This window comes from Corynebacterium sp. J010B-136 (assembly GCF_002967075.1).
In the GTDB taxonomy this organism is placed as follows: domain Bacteria; phylum Actinomycetota; class Actinomycetes; order Mycobacteriales; family Mycobacteriaceae; genus Corynebacterium.
The window spans coordinates 42021-57945 of sequence record NZ_PUGE01000004.1; the positions used below are offsets into that span (position 1 = coordinate 42021).

Below are 15925 nucleotides of genomic sequence, written 5' to 3' on the forward strand. Positions count from 1 at the left end.
ACGTCATGGTTAATTCGAATACCGCGTTGGAACTGCGCGAACGCATTTTCTGGGTGCCTGTTGACTTAGACCGTCTGCCACCCCACAAAGAGCACAAAGAACGTCTCTACGCGGGCATTATTTCGCTTGCGCGAAACATCATGCAAGCACAAGGGCTGCGTATTACCGTGTTGGGCGCGGAGAATATCCCCGCCGATGGTGGCGCGGTCTTAGCGATGAATCACACCAGCTACTATGACTTCATTTTAGGTGGTGTACCTGCGTATTTGCGCGGCAAGCGCATGGTGCGGTTTATGGCGAAGAAGGAAATCTTCGGCAACTCTTTCATCGAGTGGCTAGGCAGAAAGATGAAGCACATTCCTGTGGACAGGTCTGCTGGTGGTTCATCGATAAGCGTTGCGGTGGACAGCATCAAAGAGGGCAACCTCGTCGGCATTTTCCCTGAAGCTACTATTTCGCGTTCTTTTGAAATTAAGGACATGAAAAACGGGGCTGCGCGCATCGCAAATGCTGCTGATGCGCCGTTGCTACCGATGGTGTGCTGGGGCTCGCAGCGCATTTACCCCAAGGGTGGGGAAAAGAACTTGGGGCGCTCGAAGACTCCGATCATCATGATGGTTGGAGAAGCAATCCCCACCACTGGTGATGCCGAAAAAGATATTGACGCGTTGTACTTTGCCATGAAATCCATGTTGGAGCAGGCACGCCAGCTTTACGATGAACGCTACGGCCCTTTCGAAGACGGCCTTGCCTGGCGTCCAGCGTCCATGAATGGTGCTGCGCCTTCGTTGGAGGAAGCCAACCGGATGGATGCGGCAGATCGTGCTGCCCGTGCGGCGCGAAAAGCCAAAGAGACAGAGCAAAAAGCGACTAAAGACGCACGCAAGCAAGAAGATAAGCTGGCCAAGCGTGCACAAAAACAATTGAAGAAGATGGCTAGTAGGGCGCGGAAGGAACAGCAATAACCATGGATGCTCCGAAGTTTATTGCCTCGGATATTGATGGAACCTTCCTAAACCCCGATCACCGAGTAGTTCCGCGCAACCGTGACGTGGTTACCCGCGCGGTGGAAGACGGCGCGAAATTCGCGCTGGCTACGGGGCGTCCACACCGTTGGATTCAGCCCGTGCTGGAGCAAATCCCGTTGCGTCCTTTGTGCGTGACTTCTAATGGCGCGGTGGTCTACGACTCCGACCAGGATCAGATTTTGCGCGCCATTGAAATGGACTCTGCGGCTATGAATGAGATTGTCTCCACCGTGCAAGAGATTATGGCACGCCATGGGGATGTGTCATTTGCCGTGGAGCGCGCAGGCCTTTCCGCCAAGGATCCGCTGGATGAGCTGTATGTAGTCGATGAAATCTACGCTGAGCATGCACCTTTTGAAGGGTTTGGGGTGGCCCCTGTTGAAGGCGTTGTGGCCCAACCAGCGGTGAAATTGATTATCCGAAATCCGGATATGCAATCCCAAGAACTCTTCGACTTGATCAACCCCCACGTGGATCCAGAGATTGGGCATGTCACGTTCTCTATCCCCGATGGCATGTTGGAAGTTGCCGCACCAGGAATTTCAAAAGAAGTCGGGGTGGAGTTTCTAGCGAGCCACTACGGTATCGCCCGAAAAGACGTGATGACCTTTGGGGATATGCCTAATGACATCGAAATGCTCGAATGGGCTGGAGTTGGTGTCGCCATGGACAATGCTGTGCAGGCGGTGAAAGACGCAGCCGACATCGTGACGGTATCTAATGCTGAAGCTGGTGTAGCGCATATTCTTGAACGGTGGTTCTAATGGGAACACCACGCTTTATTGCTGCACTTGACCAGGGCACGACCTCGACTCGGTGCGTCATTGTTAACCATGAGGGAAGTATTTGTGCTTCCGCGCAGTTTGAGCATGAGCAGATCATGCCGCGGCAGGGCTGGGTTGAGCATGATGCCACGGAGATTTGGTACAACGCGCGGCGGGCAGTGTCTGCCGCGATGGTGGAAGTGGATGCAACTCCCCAAGACTTCGCGGCGTTCGGTATAACCAATCAGCGTGAAACTGCCGTGGTGTGGGATAAAGCTACTGGTAAACCCATTTATAACGCGATTGTGTGGCAAGATACGCGCACTTCACACGCCATCAACCCGGATAATAAGTGGTTAGACCGCACTGGAATTTTAGCGAACTCTTATCCCGCAGGTCCGAAGATTGCGTGGATCCTCGACAACGTTGTTGGTGCACGTGAGCGTGCCGAAAATGGCGAGTTGCTCGCCGGCACCATCGATACTTGGTTGCTGTGGAATCTCACCGGCGGTGCCCGCGGGGACCAGGGCAACCAGGCTTTGCACCTCACCGATGTCACCAATGCTTCGCGTACCCTGCTCATGAATATTCGCACCCTGCAGTGGGATGAAGAGCTGTGCAAGGAAGTCGGCGTGCCACTGTCGATACTGCCGGAAATTCGTCCCAGCATCGGCAGCTTCGGTCATGTGCGTGCAGCGGGTTCTTTGGCAAAAGTCCCGATTACTGGTGTGCTCGGCGACCAGCAAGCCGCACTCTTTGGCCAGGCGGCCTTTGACGAGGGTGAAGCTAAAAACACCTACGGCACAGGCTTATTTATGCTGCTTAATACTGGTGAAAAGCCGCGCTGGTCGGACAATGGATTGCTCACTACCGTGGCTTTTCAGTGCGAAGGGCAAAAGCCGGTCTACGCATTAGAAGGCTCAGTCGCGGTGGGCGGGTCACTCATTCAGTGGCTGCGCGATCAGCTCGGAATCATTCCAAATGCCACGTCCAGTGAAAAGATCGCAGCGAAAGACAACGGCGGAGTCTATGTTGTCCCTGCATTCTCAGGCCTGTTCGCCCCGCGCTGGCGCCCTGATGCCCGTGGTGTAATCGTCGGCTTGACGCGTTTTGCCGACCGCACGCATATTGTCCGTGCTGCCTTGGAGGCAACGTGTTTTCAAACCCGCGAAGTTGTTGAAGCGATGGAGGCAGATTCCCGTATTGAGCTCACCGCGCTGCATGTCGACGGCGGCATGGTAGCCAATGAACTGCTCATGCAGCTACAAGCTGACCTCTTAGATACAGCAGTCATTCGTCCGCGGGAGATTGAAACCACGGCGCTGGGTGCTGCCTTTGCTGCAGGTCTTGGCCAGGGCTTCTGGGAAGATTTGAAGTCACTGGAAGAACTAGTAGCTACGGATAAGTGCTGGATCCCGAATATGGACGCTAAAGAACGCGACCGACTTTATGCCGAATGGAACAAAGCAGTCGAGCGCACTTTCAACTGGGAAGACTAGTTTTGACCAGCGGGAAGAATTTCAAGTAAAAGATTAACGCCAGCGGCCCCGCGATGGGTAGAAATAGCACTACCAAGAACCACAGAACCGAAGCGGTCGGCCGCATCTCTGCTTTGAAAATGAGATAAACACTCGCTACCAGCAATAATATCGCCGTCAAAGCAACTGTGGTTGTTAACGCGTCGTATAACGTGATCATGGAAGCAGCCTCAAAGCTTCTTATTGAGTGATCGCAGCGTTGGCTTTATTATTTGCGAGCACCGTGCTGATGAGCAACACCAAAACAACAGGGATGCTTATAAAACCAATGAAGGATTCATTGAGAAAGAGGCAAAGGACACCGAAGATAGACAGGGCGATCCCGCTGAATTTCAGATAGCCAGAGGCAGCTTTGTGTCCCTGAATCCACGCTTCGTCGTTGGCCATAAGTTTCGGTGTACGCAGCCCGATCCAGGAGTTCATTGGCAACTTCCCGTGGGCCATTTTATTGGCTACATAGAACAAACCTGATCCCGCAATAAGAAAAGTTACGGCCATAATTATGGAGTACACAGTCATCTATTTCCCCTTCGGTTGAAATCCCCCAGTGAAGTAAACCTTAGCCCACTGGCCGACTCAACGACTTTGGACATGTAAAAGCGGCGCCTAGCTGTGCATAAGCTAGACGCCGCGGGGGAGATTCTCACTCAAGTGCTACCAGCCGGCATGGCGGCACTCGAAGACTAGTTGGTGTGCACATCCACGGTTGCGGTGTTTGGATCGTAGGTGATGTAGCCGCCCTGGAAATCCACGCGGACGGAAGTGCCGCCGGCTTCGCCGCCCACAGCGTACTGGTCAGTCGTAGGCAGACCCAACTGTGCTGCAGTGTCACCTTGTGCCCAGGCACGAGCGAATTCACCAATCAGCGCGTGAGTACCGGTGTCTTCGGAAGATAGCACTACGCCGTTGTTAAAGAGCTGGTAAACAAGCTGTGCATTCTCGGAATCAGGACCGCCCACTGGCGCGCCCAAAATTGGTCCAAAGATGTTAAGGATGGAATCAAAAGCAGCGATTGCTTCTTCATTACCGGCAATTGCTAGTACCTGGGAAATGATTCCAGGCAAAGCATCGGCGCTAACACCTGGTGCGACTTCACCGCCGGATTCCGGCAGGGTAACTGCGCCAGCGGTAATTGCAAGACCCGCAACCGCAGCGGCAACCGCGGTTACAGCCTGGATTTCCTCATCGCTGAAATCAGAGGAGCCCTGCTGGTTGGCGCCCCGCTCAGCTATCGATGACAGCCCCGGCAGCACGGCAGCTAGATCGTTAGTGCCGGTCTGCTCGTTGCCCGCATTGCCGCCATTATCACCGAGGACAGGAGCAGAGGTATCGCCTGGCGATGGCTCGCTAATTGCGCCACCTGTCGAGATCGCGTCGTACTTGGTCTTTGTGGCATTGCGGATTTCATCCCAGCGCGAGATGACGTATCCGCCCGGGCATGCGGTGTAGTGCAGGTCGGAGTGACCGTGGAAGGTAGGTACGGTAGCAGTAGTTCCAGCTGCGTAACGTGCATTGCTGAAACCACCGGAGCGCAAGCTCACAGTGCCGGAAGGATCAAATCCAGATTGGGCGGCCTTCCATGCAGCGATGCTAGTAACAGAATTGAGCATCTCTGCTGAAGGTTGCGCAGTTTCATAGTTACCAATCATGGAAATGCCCCAGGTGTTGCTGTTAAAGCCACCTACGTGAGCACCCATGACACCACGCTCAAGTCCGCCGTAGCGGCCTTCGTAGATGGTGCCGTACTTGTCAACCAGCACGTTGTAGCCCATATCGCACCAGCCAAGATTTTGCGCGTGGTACTGGAAGATGCCACGGACCTGAGCGGCAGCCTCAGCTGGGGTGTAGTTGTTGTTACCAGCAGTATGGTGCAGGGTTAGCGCCTTAGTTGGCTCAGTGTAATCAGGGTTGGAACAGCGTATGCCCTCATTGGCGCCCCAGCCAGCACGGGTGACTACCGGCGGCATGCCGTCGGTATCAGCCATATTGGCAATGCCGTCTTCTTGAGCGTTGCCGTTAATAAAGACAGCTTCGAGCTCGGATGCAGAGACAGCACCGCTCTCCGCAGGGAGTTCTTCGGAGTCAGCAACGGGCTTAATCTTGCCAATATCACTCGGCTTCGGAGCGACACCCGCAGATACATGCTGGCCAACACGCTGTGCAGTCTCGGCTACGCCTTCGTCCGTTTCCCCAGATTCTGCTTCATCGGAAGCGGCTTCTTCTTGTGCTGGTGCTTCGACCTGCGCCTCAGCGGGCGCTGGAGCTGGTTCATCGGCAGGCGCGTCTGGTGCGTCTTCGTTGGAATCGAGCTCTTCTTCGACCTCTTGGTCGGAAGGAATGCCCAGGTCAACATTGCCGACGGAGACCTGCACGGCATTGGTGTCGCCAACGAAGATGAGGTCGGTGCCGTTGGTGCCTTCAGTGGTTACGTCCATAGGCTCGGCGCTGAACCATTCGCCCCAGGAACCGTCTGCTTGCTCAGCACGGACAAAGGCAGCGACATCCTTGTGGCCCTGCCACGTCAACGCAAACATGGAGAAAGGATCGTCCTGGCGGAATTCTTTCACCGCACGAGGACCTGAGCCTTCGCCTTGGGAAGCGATAGCTGGGTCATCGACGACAACGGTGTTGCCGTCGCCAAAGTTGGCAGAAGAAGAGGTGGCATCGATAGGCCCGGAGCCACCAGATTGCGTATTAAGGATTTGGTTGCCCCCGAATGCCGCAGCTGTAGCTACAGCGATAGCCGCCAAGGTAGCGGTCACCGGGGTAGCCCACGTGGACTTCGTGGGAACGAGTCGGCGTCGTTGTTGCACTGGAATCTCCCTATCAGTTACTTCGCCCTCAACAAGTGATGTCCTGCCAGGGTTCGAAAAGGCGGTTGCCGGCGCCTTTTCGAAGGCCATCATAAGTGACCATAGTGGTATTAGTAAACAGCTGGAGCTAATGATACAGGTGTGAATAGTGTGGCGCAGGTTGAAACGCGTGGCGTGTTGGTCTCAGATGTGCTTTACGTTGCGCGCCATTGCTGCATTGCGGAGTAGATCTAATAGGGTGTCTTTTATGACCAACCTTGATAAGACTTACGATCTCATCGTCGTCGGCTCCGGATTTTTCGGCCTGACCGTTGCAGAACGTGCTGCAACCCAGCTGGGCAAGCGCGTTTTGGTAATCGAGCGCCGCAACCATCTGGGCGGCAACGCTTACTCCGAGCCAGAGCCAGAAACCGGCATCGAGGTTCACAAATACGGAGCGCACCTTTTCCACACCTCTAATAAGCGCGTGTGGGACTATGTCACCCAATTCACGGAATTCACTGACTACCAGCACCGCGTTTTTGCTATGCATGATGGCACCGCATACCAATTCCCTATGGGCTTGGGCCTTATTAACCAGTTCTTTGGCAAGTACTACTCCCCAGATGAAGCACGTGAGCTCATCAAGGAGCAGTCTTCGGAAATCAACGTCGATGATGCGCAAAACCTAGAAGAAAAAGCCATCTCTTTGATTGGCCGACCTTTATATGAGGCCTTCATCCGTGATTACACGGCCAAGCAGTGGCAGACCGATCCGAAGAACTTACCAGCGGGCAATATCACCCGCTTGCCGGTGCGCTATACCTTTAATAACCGCTACTTCAGCGACACCTATGAAGGTCTGCCAGTTAATGGGTATACCGCGTGGCTGGAAAATATGTGTGCATCAGAGCTTATCGATGTCACCCTCGACACCGATTGGTTCGAGGTTCGTGACCAGGTGCGCGCTGCGTCCCCTGAGGCGCCGGTTGTTTACACTGGCCCACTGGACCGCTACTTTGATTTCTCAGAAGGCGACTTGGGCTGGCGCACCTTGGACTTCGACATGGAAGTTCTCAACACCGGTGACTTCCAGGGCACCTCAGTGATGAACTACAACGATGCCGATGTTCCCTATACCCGCATCCACGAGTTCCGCCACTTCCACCCTGAGCGCGAGAAGCAGTATCCAGCGGATAAGACCGTCATTATGAAAGAATACTCCCGCGCGGCAGAAAAGGGCGATGAGCCTTATTATCCAATCAACACCCCGGAAGACCGCGAGATGTTGAAGAAGTACCGTGCACTCGCTGCGCAGGAAGCGCGTGAGAATAACGTGCTCTTCGGTGGGCGCCTGGGTACTTATCAGTACTTGGATATGCATATGGCTATTGGCTCGGCATTATCGATGTTTGACAATAAGATTGAGCCTTTCTTTACGGAAGGCAAACCACTAGAGCAAGAGCGCGGTCACTAAGTGCTGAGTAGATAAGCATTTAGCTAGCTGCTTGGCGACACTGCCTGATGCTGCCCGGGAATTAACCACGGGTGGCGTCAGGCATTTGTTGTTAACGGGGGTGGGATTTTTCCATAGGGAAATCCCACGGGGGATAACGAAGTCGCCACACAGAAGATCGTCTGTGACCTTTATCTCTGACAGGCCTAAATCTTCCGTTGAGAGTTTCGGGCCGCATGTTTTGCACTGTGGGCGGGGGTAGAAGGGATGCACATGGACTCAACTTAGTCAAAATGGGTCGAGGGTTTTTCAGATCAAGTCTGTGGCCTGCGGTTTTACTTCGATTCTTGGGGGAGAATTTCCGCACATTCGCGGCTGAAAAAGTACTTGGTTTGCGCCAACTATTTGACAGCGCCCACGGGTTCACCTAAAGTTAACGTTAGGTTAACAAGAGGTTGAATTTAGATACGCTAAATTGCCTAACACCCAGATACCAGAAAGTGAGTGGGGGGAAGAAATGTTTATTGTTAATAATGAGTCAAGGTTTGAAACTCTTCGTCAAGATTTGCACGAGGCGTATGGCCATGCTCATGATGCGAAGACCATCAACGCCAAGCTTGATGAAATCATCACGAAGCATAAGAGCAAGGCCATTTTGGATGACTACATTGCTGTTCTGGTTGAGCGAGAAGTAATGGAATACTTCGGCGCGCACCGCAACCACGTCCGCTTCGCAGCGGGTCTCAACACAGACTTGGTTAAGGCCGCTATCGCGTTGACCAAAAAGCACGCTGGCGACGCACTTATCGTCGACGGCGCAGTATCGCATCCTGAAAACCACTCGGAGGGACATTTGGCATATGTCCTGGGAGAGCGCGGACTCAGCGCAGACGAGCGTCATGTACACGAAGCTCGTACTGTGACCATGCCTGACTACATCATCTACCTGGGCGCAGACGTCCCACGTGATGAAGCTGGCAAGGACATCAAGATTTGGCCAATCGCACATGCCCAAGACATGGAGCAAACCCGCGAACTGGCTGATGACTTGGAAGCTCGCGTGCTCTACATGCTCAACAAGCTCGGCATCACGCCTCTAAGTGAGCAGGTAAAACTCTCCGCTTAGTTTCGCTTATAGAAGTGAACTAGAACAAGCAAAACCTGAAACAAAGGGGCTGCGATGACAACACCGTCACCGCAGCCACTTTTTTCGTATTTGAGTTCTCAGGTGATTAACAGCGCCCCCGATGCGCGTTGAGCAAGGTATGCCACGGTGGTAACCAGTACTGTGAATGTTTGAAGACTGTAGTGAAATGGGAGAATTGAAACCATCGTGACAGCAAACAACACTGTTTCTGACAATGCCGTTCAGCGCATTTTATTGCCCAAGCGGGGCGAACCCTTCGATGTTCGCATGCTGTACATCATCGAAGCGGAACAAAACCGCGAGCGCCTGCGCTGGTCTGACCGGACCTCGCTAACGGTACCGGCGGGTGAAGAAGTCTCATTCCAGACTTACTTCAATGCCTTCCCGGCATCCTACTGGCGCCGCTGGTCCCAGCTCGACTCCATAATCTTGGCTTTAGACATTGATGGAGAAGCAAATATCTCTATCTACCGCTCCAAGCAGGATGGCCAGCGCATCTCCGTGGCTAACCACTTGGTCAGTTCTGGCCACCACGAGTTTGAACTGGCCTTAAAGAACTTCGAAGACGGCGGCTGGCTCTGGTTCGATGTCACCGCAGAGTCCGAGTCCACCATCTCGCAGGCAGCATGGTGTGCTCCTTCTGCTCCTGGACCACAGACCATGCCAGATGGCTCAACCATCGAGCCATCTGAAAAGCGCGTCGCAGTAGGTATTCCGACCTTTAACCGACCAACCGATGCCGTCGCGGCCTTACAGGCACTGGCAGAAGACCCCGTGGTTGATGGCATCATCGACTTTGTTCTTATGCCGGACCAAGGCAACCAGCACCCAGCGGATGAGCCAGGCTACGACGAGGCAGTTGCACACTTTGGGGAGCGTTTCCGCGAATTCCGCCAGGGCAACCTGGGCGGATCCGGCGGCTACTCGCGCATCATGTTTGAGGCGCTAGAAAACACCGATTCGCCCTTCATCTTGTACATGGATGATGACATCGCGATTGAACCGGACTCCATCCTGCGCGCAGTACAAGCCGCACGTTATGCCGCTAGCCCCATCATCGTCGGTGGACAGATGCTGAACCTGCAGGAGCGCAGCCAGCTGCGTACCACCGGTGAGCAGGTCAACCGTGGCGATTTCATGTGGGGCGCTGCTCCGCATGCCGTCTACGATCACGACTTTGCCAAGTACCCACTCTCAGCTATCGGCGACGGTCAAAGCCATAAGGATCCGAATTCCTATGACTCCCGCGCGCTGCACCGCCGCGTCGACGTCGAATACAACGGCTGGTGGATGTGCCTATTCCCACGCATCGTTGCTGAGACCAATGGCCAGCCGCTGCCGCTGTTTATTAAGTGGGATGACACCGAATACTCCCTGCGTGCTGCCGCCAATGGTTTCCCAACCGTGACCTGGCCAGGCGCCGCTATTTGGCACATGGCGTGGGCGGACAAGGACGATGCCATTGACTGGCAGGCCTACTTCCACCTGCGCAATCGCTTGATTGTCGCCGCCTTGTACCACGATGGTGATGCCAAGGGCATTACCCGTTCCATCTTCAAGTCCACCTTGAAGCACACCATGTGTATGGAATACTCCACCATGGCGATTCAAATTGAGGCCATGAAAGACTTCTTGGCTGGTCCTAACCAACTCTTTGACATCCTGGAGTCGTCGTTGCCGCGCATCGCTAAGCTGCGCTCTAACTACTCGGATGCTGTCATCATTGACTCTGCTGACCAACTGCCTGCACCAACTGGCGCACCAGGTGTGCCAACTCAAAACATTGGTGGACGCTTGGCCAAGATCAAGAAGATTCCATGGGCAGTCAAGGGCCTAAAGCACCTGTTGTCGAAGGAAGACCCACGTCACCACGAGGCACCGCAGCTCAACCTCACCCCAGATGAGGCCCGCTGGTTTACCTTGTCCCGCGTCGATTCTGCGACCGTTTCCACCGCCGGCGGCACTGGAGTGGCTTTCCGCAAACGCGACCGTGACTTGGCGCGTGATCTAGTGGAGCAAACCCGTGAGCTGCTAAATGATATTGAAGACAACTTCGACGAGATGCGCACTGAGTACCGCAAGGCCTTGCCGGAGCTAACTTCGCGTGAATCGTGGAGGAAGATCTTTGAGTAGCCCGAATAAGTTGAGCACGGCCGAATCCCACATTCTCGAAAGCATCCAGAATATAGCTTTCGATGCACCTGGGGTTTTGCCCACCGCACGCGGTCTAAGCCACATGGGCGAACACGCTCTGGGATGGATGGGTCTATCGGCGCTGGGCTGGAGCCTGGATAAAAAACGTCGCCGGCAGTGGATTGCCGTGGGTGCCTCGGCTTTTACCGCCCATGCTGCCTCTGTTGTCATCAAGCGAATTGTCAGGCGCAAGCGTCCAGATTATTCTTACGTGCGCGTTGGAGTAGGAACACCGTCTAAATTGTCCTTTCCTTCTTCACACTCGACCTCGACTACTGCCTTTTTGGTTGCTGTCGCACGCCTTTATGGAACCTCCGCGCCACTTGCCGGAATTCCAGTCATGATGCTCTCACGCATGGTGCTCGGTGTGCATTATCCGACCGATACTGCTTTCGGAGCAGCATTGGGCGCGGCAACCGCTGAAGCGATCACTCGTTATGAAAGGAAAACTGCATGACCGAGAAGCCTGAAACCTTTGAAGGTGACGGCCAGCAGAAGTTTTTCCACCCTGAACCACATACCCAGGGTATCGAGGACTCCCGCAAGCGCCAGCCACCGAAGAACCTTGCCGATGGCATGATCAAAGCGCTGCGTCCTAAGCAGTGGGTAAAAAACGTTCTGGTCCTGGCAGCCCCTGCAGCTGCCGGTGCTGATGCGCTCTTCCATACCCGCACCTTGCTGGATGTGGCCTTGGCCTTTGTCGTGTTCTGCTTGGGCGCTTCGTCGATCTACTTAATCAATGACGCGCGCGACGTCGATGCTGACCGTGCGCACCCGACCAAGCGTTTCCGCCCAATCGCTGCGGGCGTGCTGCCAGTCAACCTGGCCTATGCTATGTCGGTTGTGCTCATCGTCGCGGCGGTCGGCCTGTCCTTCTTGGCCACTTCTGGTTTGCAGCTGGCACTGGTCATTGCGGTCTACATCGCGCTGCAGCTGGGCTACTGCTTCGGCTGGAAGCACATGCCAGTTATCGATATCGCCCTAGTCTCGTCCGGCTTTATGCTGCGTACGATGGCCGGCGGTGTTGCTGCAGGCATCGAACTGTCCCAGTGGTTCTTGCTGGTCGCTGCCTTCGGTTCTTTGTTCATGGCTTCCGGTAAGCGCTACTCCGAGATTCTTCTGGCAGAGCGCACCGGCGCTAAGATTCGCAAGTCTTTGGCTGGCTATACCCCGACCTACCTGCGCTTTGTGTGGACCCTTTCGGCTACCGCGGTGGTAATGAGCTACTCGCTGTGGGGCTTTCAGCTCGCTAATGAAACTGAAGGCTGGGCGGCTGTCTGGTACCAGATTTCCATGGTGCCATTTACCATCGCCATCCTGCGCTACGCAGCCGATGTGGACCGCGGCCGCGGCGGCGCACCGGATGAGATTGCGCTAGAAGATCGCACCTTGCAGATCCTCGCACTGCTGTGGCTGGCATGTATCGCCATGGCTGTTTATATCTTCCCACTGTTCGCTTAAGCGCAACTTACATAAGCAGAAATCGAAAGCACCTCATCAGGAATTTTCCTTTGGTGGGGTGCTTTTGGCGTCTCGGGGGAGACAATGGTGATTCTCCTGTGTGTTAAGTTTCCCGGGTGGGTGGGCACCGAGTAACCTCTAAAATCATGCACCATGCCTCAACCCGTACTTTAGTAGAGCGTCAGTCCACCTGGTGGGCTTACGGTACGGCTGTGATCGTCGGAGTTGTGGCATTCATCGTCGGTTTCCAGCGCCGCTGGATGTCGGACGATGGACTCATCGTGCTGCGCACCGTGCGTAACTTACTTGCTGGCAACGGCCCAGTCTTTAACGCTGGTGAACGCGTGGAGGCTAATACTTCTACGCTGTGGCAGTACATCATCACGCTGGTGCACGTCATTACCCGCCAAGAATTAGCGGTCGTCGCACTGTATTGCGCGCTCGGGCTCTCCGTGCTTGCCGTTGTCATCGGCTGCTGGGCTACCGCCCGGTTGTACAAACCCGAAAGCGGCCCGGCTGCAACGCCCGTGCACTGGTCCACGTGGACGGTCATTCCCGCAGGCGTGCTGGTCTATATTTCCTTGCCGCCTGCCCGCGACTTCTTTACCTCCGGTTTGGAGTGGGGGCTGTCCATTTTCTACCTCGCGGTGCTGTGGGCGCTGCTGTTGTGGTGGGCCGGAAACACGGATGGCACCAAAAACCTGGACCTTTCCGCTCTCGTTTTAGCCTTTTGGGCGGGGCTGAGCTGGCTGGTACGCCCCGAACTTGCGCTCTACGGCGGGGTAGCGGGCATCGTGCTTTTCCTTGCACACCGCAATTGGAAAAAGTGGCTCTTAATCCTCGCAGTAGCTTTGCCCGTTCCCGGCGGTTATGAAATCTTCCGCATGGGCTATTACGGATTGCTCACCCCGCACACCGCGGTGGCAAAGTCCGCCAGTGATTCACAGTGGGGCTCGGGCTTTAACTACTTAGGCGATTTCATCGGCCCCTACTGGCTGTGGTTGCCTGTTTTGGTGCTCGCCATCGTCGGTGCCTTCGCGCTAAGACATCCATTGAATCTCGCCACCGCGCGGGCTCAAGCTCTGTCCTCGCGCCGCCGGTACCGGGACGCATCTGCGACAGATAATAAGAAACAGCGCCGCGCAATGTGGACGTGGATGGATCACGCCCGCTCCGAAAAGGCTGCGGTCATCGTGCTGGTCGGCTGCGCGCTATTGCACATTATTTATGTACTGCGCGTCGGCGGGGACTTCATGCACGGACGCATGTTCCTTCTGCCGCTCTTCGCTTTGTTGCTGCCAGTATTTGTGCTTCCACTGAATCTCTTTGGAAATATCATTATTGGCGCGGTCATCACCGCAGCGATTGCTCTTTGGTCACTAGTTATTGCCTATCGCGGGCTGCCGAATGATTGGTCTGAGTTTGATACCGGCCGCATCATCGTTGATGAGCGTGAATTTTGGACTTATGCCACCGGCCGCGAGCAAGGCCACCCGCCCATGAACGCAGAGGATTTCCACGGATCCCCATTCCTTAACGGCTGGGACGATGGAATTGCAGCGCTAGATTCGGGCGATGCGATGATGCTGCGCTATCTGAAGACGCCTGAGCCAGAAGAATTTGATTGGCAGCCCATCCCGCGCGATGAAAACCGCACCGACCCGCCCACCGTGTACTTGGTCAACATGGGTATGTCGTCGATGAATGCGCCACTGAATGTGCGCGTCCTGGACAATATCGGCCTTGCCACTCCAATTGCTGCACGTCAGCCACGCATTGAAGATGGGCGTGTGGGGCACGATAAGAATTTGGACCGCATCTGGCAGGTCGCAGATTCAGCGGTTGATCTCGAGCAACTGCCGGAGTGGATTGATAAAGATGACGCGAAGGCAGCGCGTGCGGCATTGGAGACGGAGGAATTCCAGAAGCTCTTTGCCGCCTACCGCGACCCGCTGACGGTTAAGCGCTTTCTGGCCAATATCGCATTTTCGCTTGGCGATGGCCGTACGATGCAGCTTTCCTCCGATCCTTACGATTACCTGCCGGAAAACTTCTCCGAGCGGTAGAATTTGCCAGTAAATTCTCAAAAACTACTAATTTCACTTGATGTGCGTTACGCTTACGTCAACTGTTATCCTTTCGTGATGTTAACGCTTGGGGCTTTCTAAGCGATAGATGTGAAGAACATAAAAATTGCGACTTGGACGTTGTAGCAAAAGTTATTAGGAGAAACATGAAGTTCCTTACTGCGACCAGCATGGGGTTTTATCGCCGTGCCATCGCCGTGCTCGCGGCAGTAGTCATGGTGGCGACCATGCTCACTGTCGCTGGCGCACCGAAGGCAGAAGCTGCTAACCGTGACTGGCTGCGTCCAGACTCCAACGGCTACTGCTCTTGGGACCCAGTAAAGTACTGGGTTCAGCGCTGTGACGTGTGGTCTGATTCCATGGGTCGTACCGTTCCGGTTCAAATCCAGCCAGCAAAGCGCGGCGGCAACGCAGCTTTGTACCTGCTTGATGGTCTGCGCGCGACCGAACGCACCAACGCTTGGGTCAACGACGTCAACGCGGCGCGTTTGTACGAGCCACACAACATCACCTTGGTTATGCCAATCGGTGGCGCGGCTTCCTTCTACGCTGACTGGGATGGTCCAGCAAAATACGACCTGACTGATCCGGTCAACTACCAGTGGGAAACCTTCTTGACCAAGGAGCTCAAGGGCTACCTGCAGCGTCAGTTCGGTGTTTCTCCAACCAATAACTCGATTGCTGGTCTGTCCATGGGTGGCACCGCTGCCATCACCTTGGCTGGTAAGCACCGTGACCAGTTCCGTCAGACCCTGTCCTACTCTGGTTACCTAGCGACTACTGTTCCAGGTGCGCAGACCCTGATGCGTTTAGCGTTACTTGATGCTGGCGGATTCAACCTGAACGCAATGTACGGCTCGATGATCAGCCCACGTCGCTTCGAAAACGACCCATTCAACCAGATTGAAAACCTGCGCGGTACTGACGTCTACATCTCCGCAGGCTCCGGTATCCCAAGCCCATCTGATGCGAATTACCCATGGAACCTCGCATTGTCTGGCGCGGCTTTGGAAGCAGTAGCCTTGGGCTCCACCCGCATCTGGGATACTAAGGCGCGCGCACTGGGCGTGAACTTCACCGCGAACTACCCAGCAACTGGTATTCACAACTGGAACCAGTTTGGTTCACAGCTGTCCAAGACCAAGAACCGCGTTCTGGATGTCATGAACGCTTGGTAATACTTTCGTCCTAGCGCAATTACCGCAGCGCCCCCTGATTTCTTGCTTAAAGCAAGAGGCAGGGGGCGCGGCGGTTTTCTTTATGGTGTGGTGTGTCGCCATCACGAAAGTCTGAAGTTCAACTTAAACTTAAGCACACAACAGACAGCTACTTACTTTAAAATTCGCAGCTGCCGGAGGAGGGGAACCTTCGGGAGATGGGAAGAGCATGACGGTAGTACCGCTATTTGGTGCCACAACCTGTGGCACCTGATTTTTGGCTATCTCATGACACTTTAAAC

At 54.8% G+C, this 15925-nt stretch carries 13 protein-coding genes; 10 read left to right on the forward strand and 3 right to left on the reverse strand.

Going from position 1 to position 15925, the window contains the following annotated elements; all coding sequences use genetic code 11:
- Positions 1-5: 5 nt before the first annotated feature.
- From C5Y44_RS07685 to glpK, 3 genes are read left to right on the forward strand one after another with little or no spacing between them, the layout of a single operon-like run.
- Positions 6-965 carry a 1-acyl-sn-glycerol-3-phosphate acyltransferase gene (locus C5Y44_RS07685; protein ID WP_105324407.1) on the forward strand — a complete coding sequence of 320 codons (960 nt, stop codon included), beginning with the start codon at positions 6-8 and terminating at the stop codon, positions 963-965.
- A 2-nt stretch (positions 966-967) separates the two neighbouring features.
- Positions 968-1792, forward strand: a complete 825-nt coding sequence (locus tag C5Y44_RS07690; RefSeq protein ID WP_105324408.1) for an HAD family hydrolase — start codon at positions 968-970, stop codon at positions 1790-1792.
- On the forward strand, positions 1792-3291 hold the full coding sequence (glpK, locus tag C5Y44_RS07695) for a glycerol kinase GlpK (protein WP_105324409.1): 1500 nt from the start codon (positions 1792-1794) through the stop codon (positions 3289-3291). The genes C5Y44_RS07690 and glpK overlap by 1 nt, the downstream gene beginning before the upstream one ends.
- Here glpK and C5Y44_RS13585 read toward each other — a convergent pair.
- The 3 genes from C5Y44_RS13585 to C5Y44_RS07710 form a co-directional block, all read right to left on the reverse strand.
- A complete protein-coding gene (locus C5Y44_RS13585; protein ID WP_105324410.1) occupies positions 3275-3490 on the reverse strand; it encodes a PLDc N-terminal domain-containing protein in 216 nt (71 codons plus the stop codon). The two genes, glpK and C5Y44_RS13585, sit on opposite strands and share 17 nt — an antisense overlap.
- A gap of 20 nt (positions 3491-3510) precedes the next feature.
- A complete protein-coding gene (locus tag C5Y44_RS07705) occupies positions 3511-3849 on the reverse strand; it encodes an SdpI family protein (protein ID WP_105324411.1) in 339 nt (112 codons plus the stop codon).
- A gap of 164 nt (positions 3850-4013) precedes the next feature.
- The gene (locus tag C5Y44_RS07710; RefSeq protein ID WP_233189911.1) at positions 4014-6236 is read right to left on the reverse strand and encodes an N-acetylmuramoyl-L-alanine amidase; all 2223 of its coding nucleotides are present in this window, start codon (positions 6234-6236) and stop codon (positions 4014-4016) included.
- A gap of 154 nt (positions 6237-6390) precedes the next feature.
- Here C5Y44_RS07710 and glf point away from each other — a divergent pair, with 154 nt between their 5' ends.
- From glf to C5Y44_RS07745, 7 genes are all read left to right on the forward strand, one after another.
- Positions 6391-7599: a UDP-galactopyranose mutase gene (gene glf / locus C5Y44_RS07715; RefSeq protein WP_105324412.1), complete on the forward strand. Its 1209-nt coding sequence runs from the start codon at positions 6391-6393 to the stop codon at positions 7597-7599.
- Between the two features lie 496 nt (positions 7600-8095).
- The gene (locus C5Y44_RS13370; RefSeq protein WP_199186008.1) at positions 8096-8704 is read left to right on the forward strand and encodes a three-helix bundle dimerization domain-containing protein; all 609 of its coding nucleotides are present in this window, start codon (positions 8096-8098) and stop codon (positions 8702-8704) included.
- Between the two features lie 207 nt (positions 8705-8911).
- Positions 8912-10858: a glycosyltransferase gene (locus C5Y44_RS07725; protein ID WP_105324413.1), complete on the forward strand. Its 1947-nt coding sequence runs from the start codon at positions 8912-8914 to the stop codon at positions 10856-10858.
- A complete protein-coding gene (locus C5Y44_RS07730) occupies positions 10851-11375 on the forward strand; it encodes a phosphatase PAP2 family protein (RefSeq protein ID WP_105324414.1) in 525 nt (174 codons plus the stop codon). The genes C5Y44_RS07725 and C5Y44_RS07730 overlap by 8 nt, the downstream gene beginning before the upstream one ends.
- A complete protein-coding gene (locus C5Y44_RS07735; protein ID WP_105324415.1) occupies positions 11372-12379 on the forward strand; it encodes a decaprenyl-phosphate phosphoribosyltransferase in 1008 nt (335 codons plus the stop codon). The genes C5Y44_RS07730 and C5Y44_RS07735 overlap by 4 nt, the downstream gene beginning before the upstream one ends.
- A gap of 146 nt (positions 12380-12525) precedes the next feature.
- Positions 12526-14445 carry a flagellar motor control protein ZomB gene (gene zomB, locus C5Y44_RS07740; RefSeq protein WP_105324416.1) on the forward strand — a complete coding sequence of 640 codons (1920 nt, stop codon included), beginning with the start codon at positions 12526-12528 and terminating at the stop codon, positions 14443-14445.
- Between the two features lie 167 nt (positions 14446-14612).
- Positions 14613-15644 carry an alpha/beta hydrolase family protein gene (locus tag C5Y44_RS07745; protein ID WP_105324417.1) on the forward strand — a complete coding sequence of 344 codons (1032 nt, stop codon included), beginning with the start codon at positions 14613-14615 and terminating at the stop codon, positions 15642-15644.
- Positions 15645-15925 lie beyond the last annotated feature (281 nt).

Coding starts and splice junctions, on each gene's coding strand:
- C5Y44_RS07735 (WP_105324415.1), top strand. CDS start 11,372: ATGACCGAGAAGCCTGAAACCTTTGAAGGTGACGGCCAGCAGAAGTTT.
- C5Y44_RS07690 (WP_105324408.1), top strand. CDS start 968: ATGGATGCTCCGAAGTTTATTGCCTCGGATATTGATGGAACCTTCCTA.
- C5Y44_RS07705 (WP_105324411.1), bottom strand. CDS start 3,849: ATGACTGTGTACTCCATAATTATGGCCGTAACTTTTCTTATTGCGGGA.
- C5Y44_RS13585 (WP_105324410.1), bottom strand. CDS start 3,490: ATGATCACGTTATACGACGCGTTAACAACCACAGTTGCTTTGACGGCG.
- C5Y44_RS07745 (WP_105324417.1), top strand. CDS start 14,613: ATGAAGTTCCTTACTGCGACCAGCATGGGGTTTTATCGCCGTGCCATC.
- C5Y44_RS13370 (WP_199186008.1), top strand. CDS start 8,096: ATGTTTATTGTTAATAATGAGTCAAGGTTTGAAACTCTTCGTCAAGAT.
- zomB (WP_105324416.1), top strand. CDS start 12,526: ATGCACCATGCCTCAACCCGTACTTTAGTAGAGCGTCAGTCCACCTGG.
- glpK (WP_105324409.1), top strand. CDS start 1,792: ATGGGAACACCACGCTTTATTGCTGCACTTGACCAGGGCACGACCTCG.
- C5Y44_RS07685 (WP_105324407.1), top strand. CDS start 6: ATGGTTAATTCGAATACCGCGTTGGAACTGCGCGAACGCATTTTCTGG.
- C5Y44_RS07710 (WP_233189911.1), bottom strand. CDS start 6,236: ATGATGGCCTTCGAAAAGGCGCCGGCAACCGCCTTTTCGAACCCTGGC.
- glf (WP_105324412.1), top strand. CDS start 6,391: ATGACCAACCTTGATAAGACTTACGATCTCATCGTCGTCGGCTCCGGA.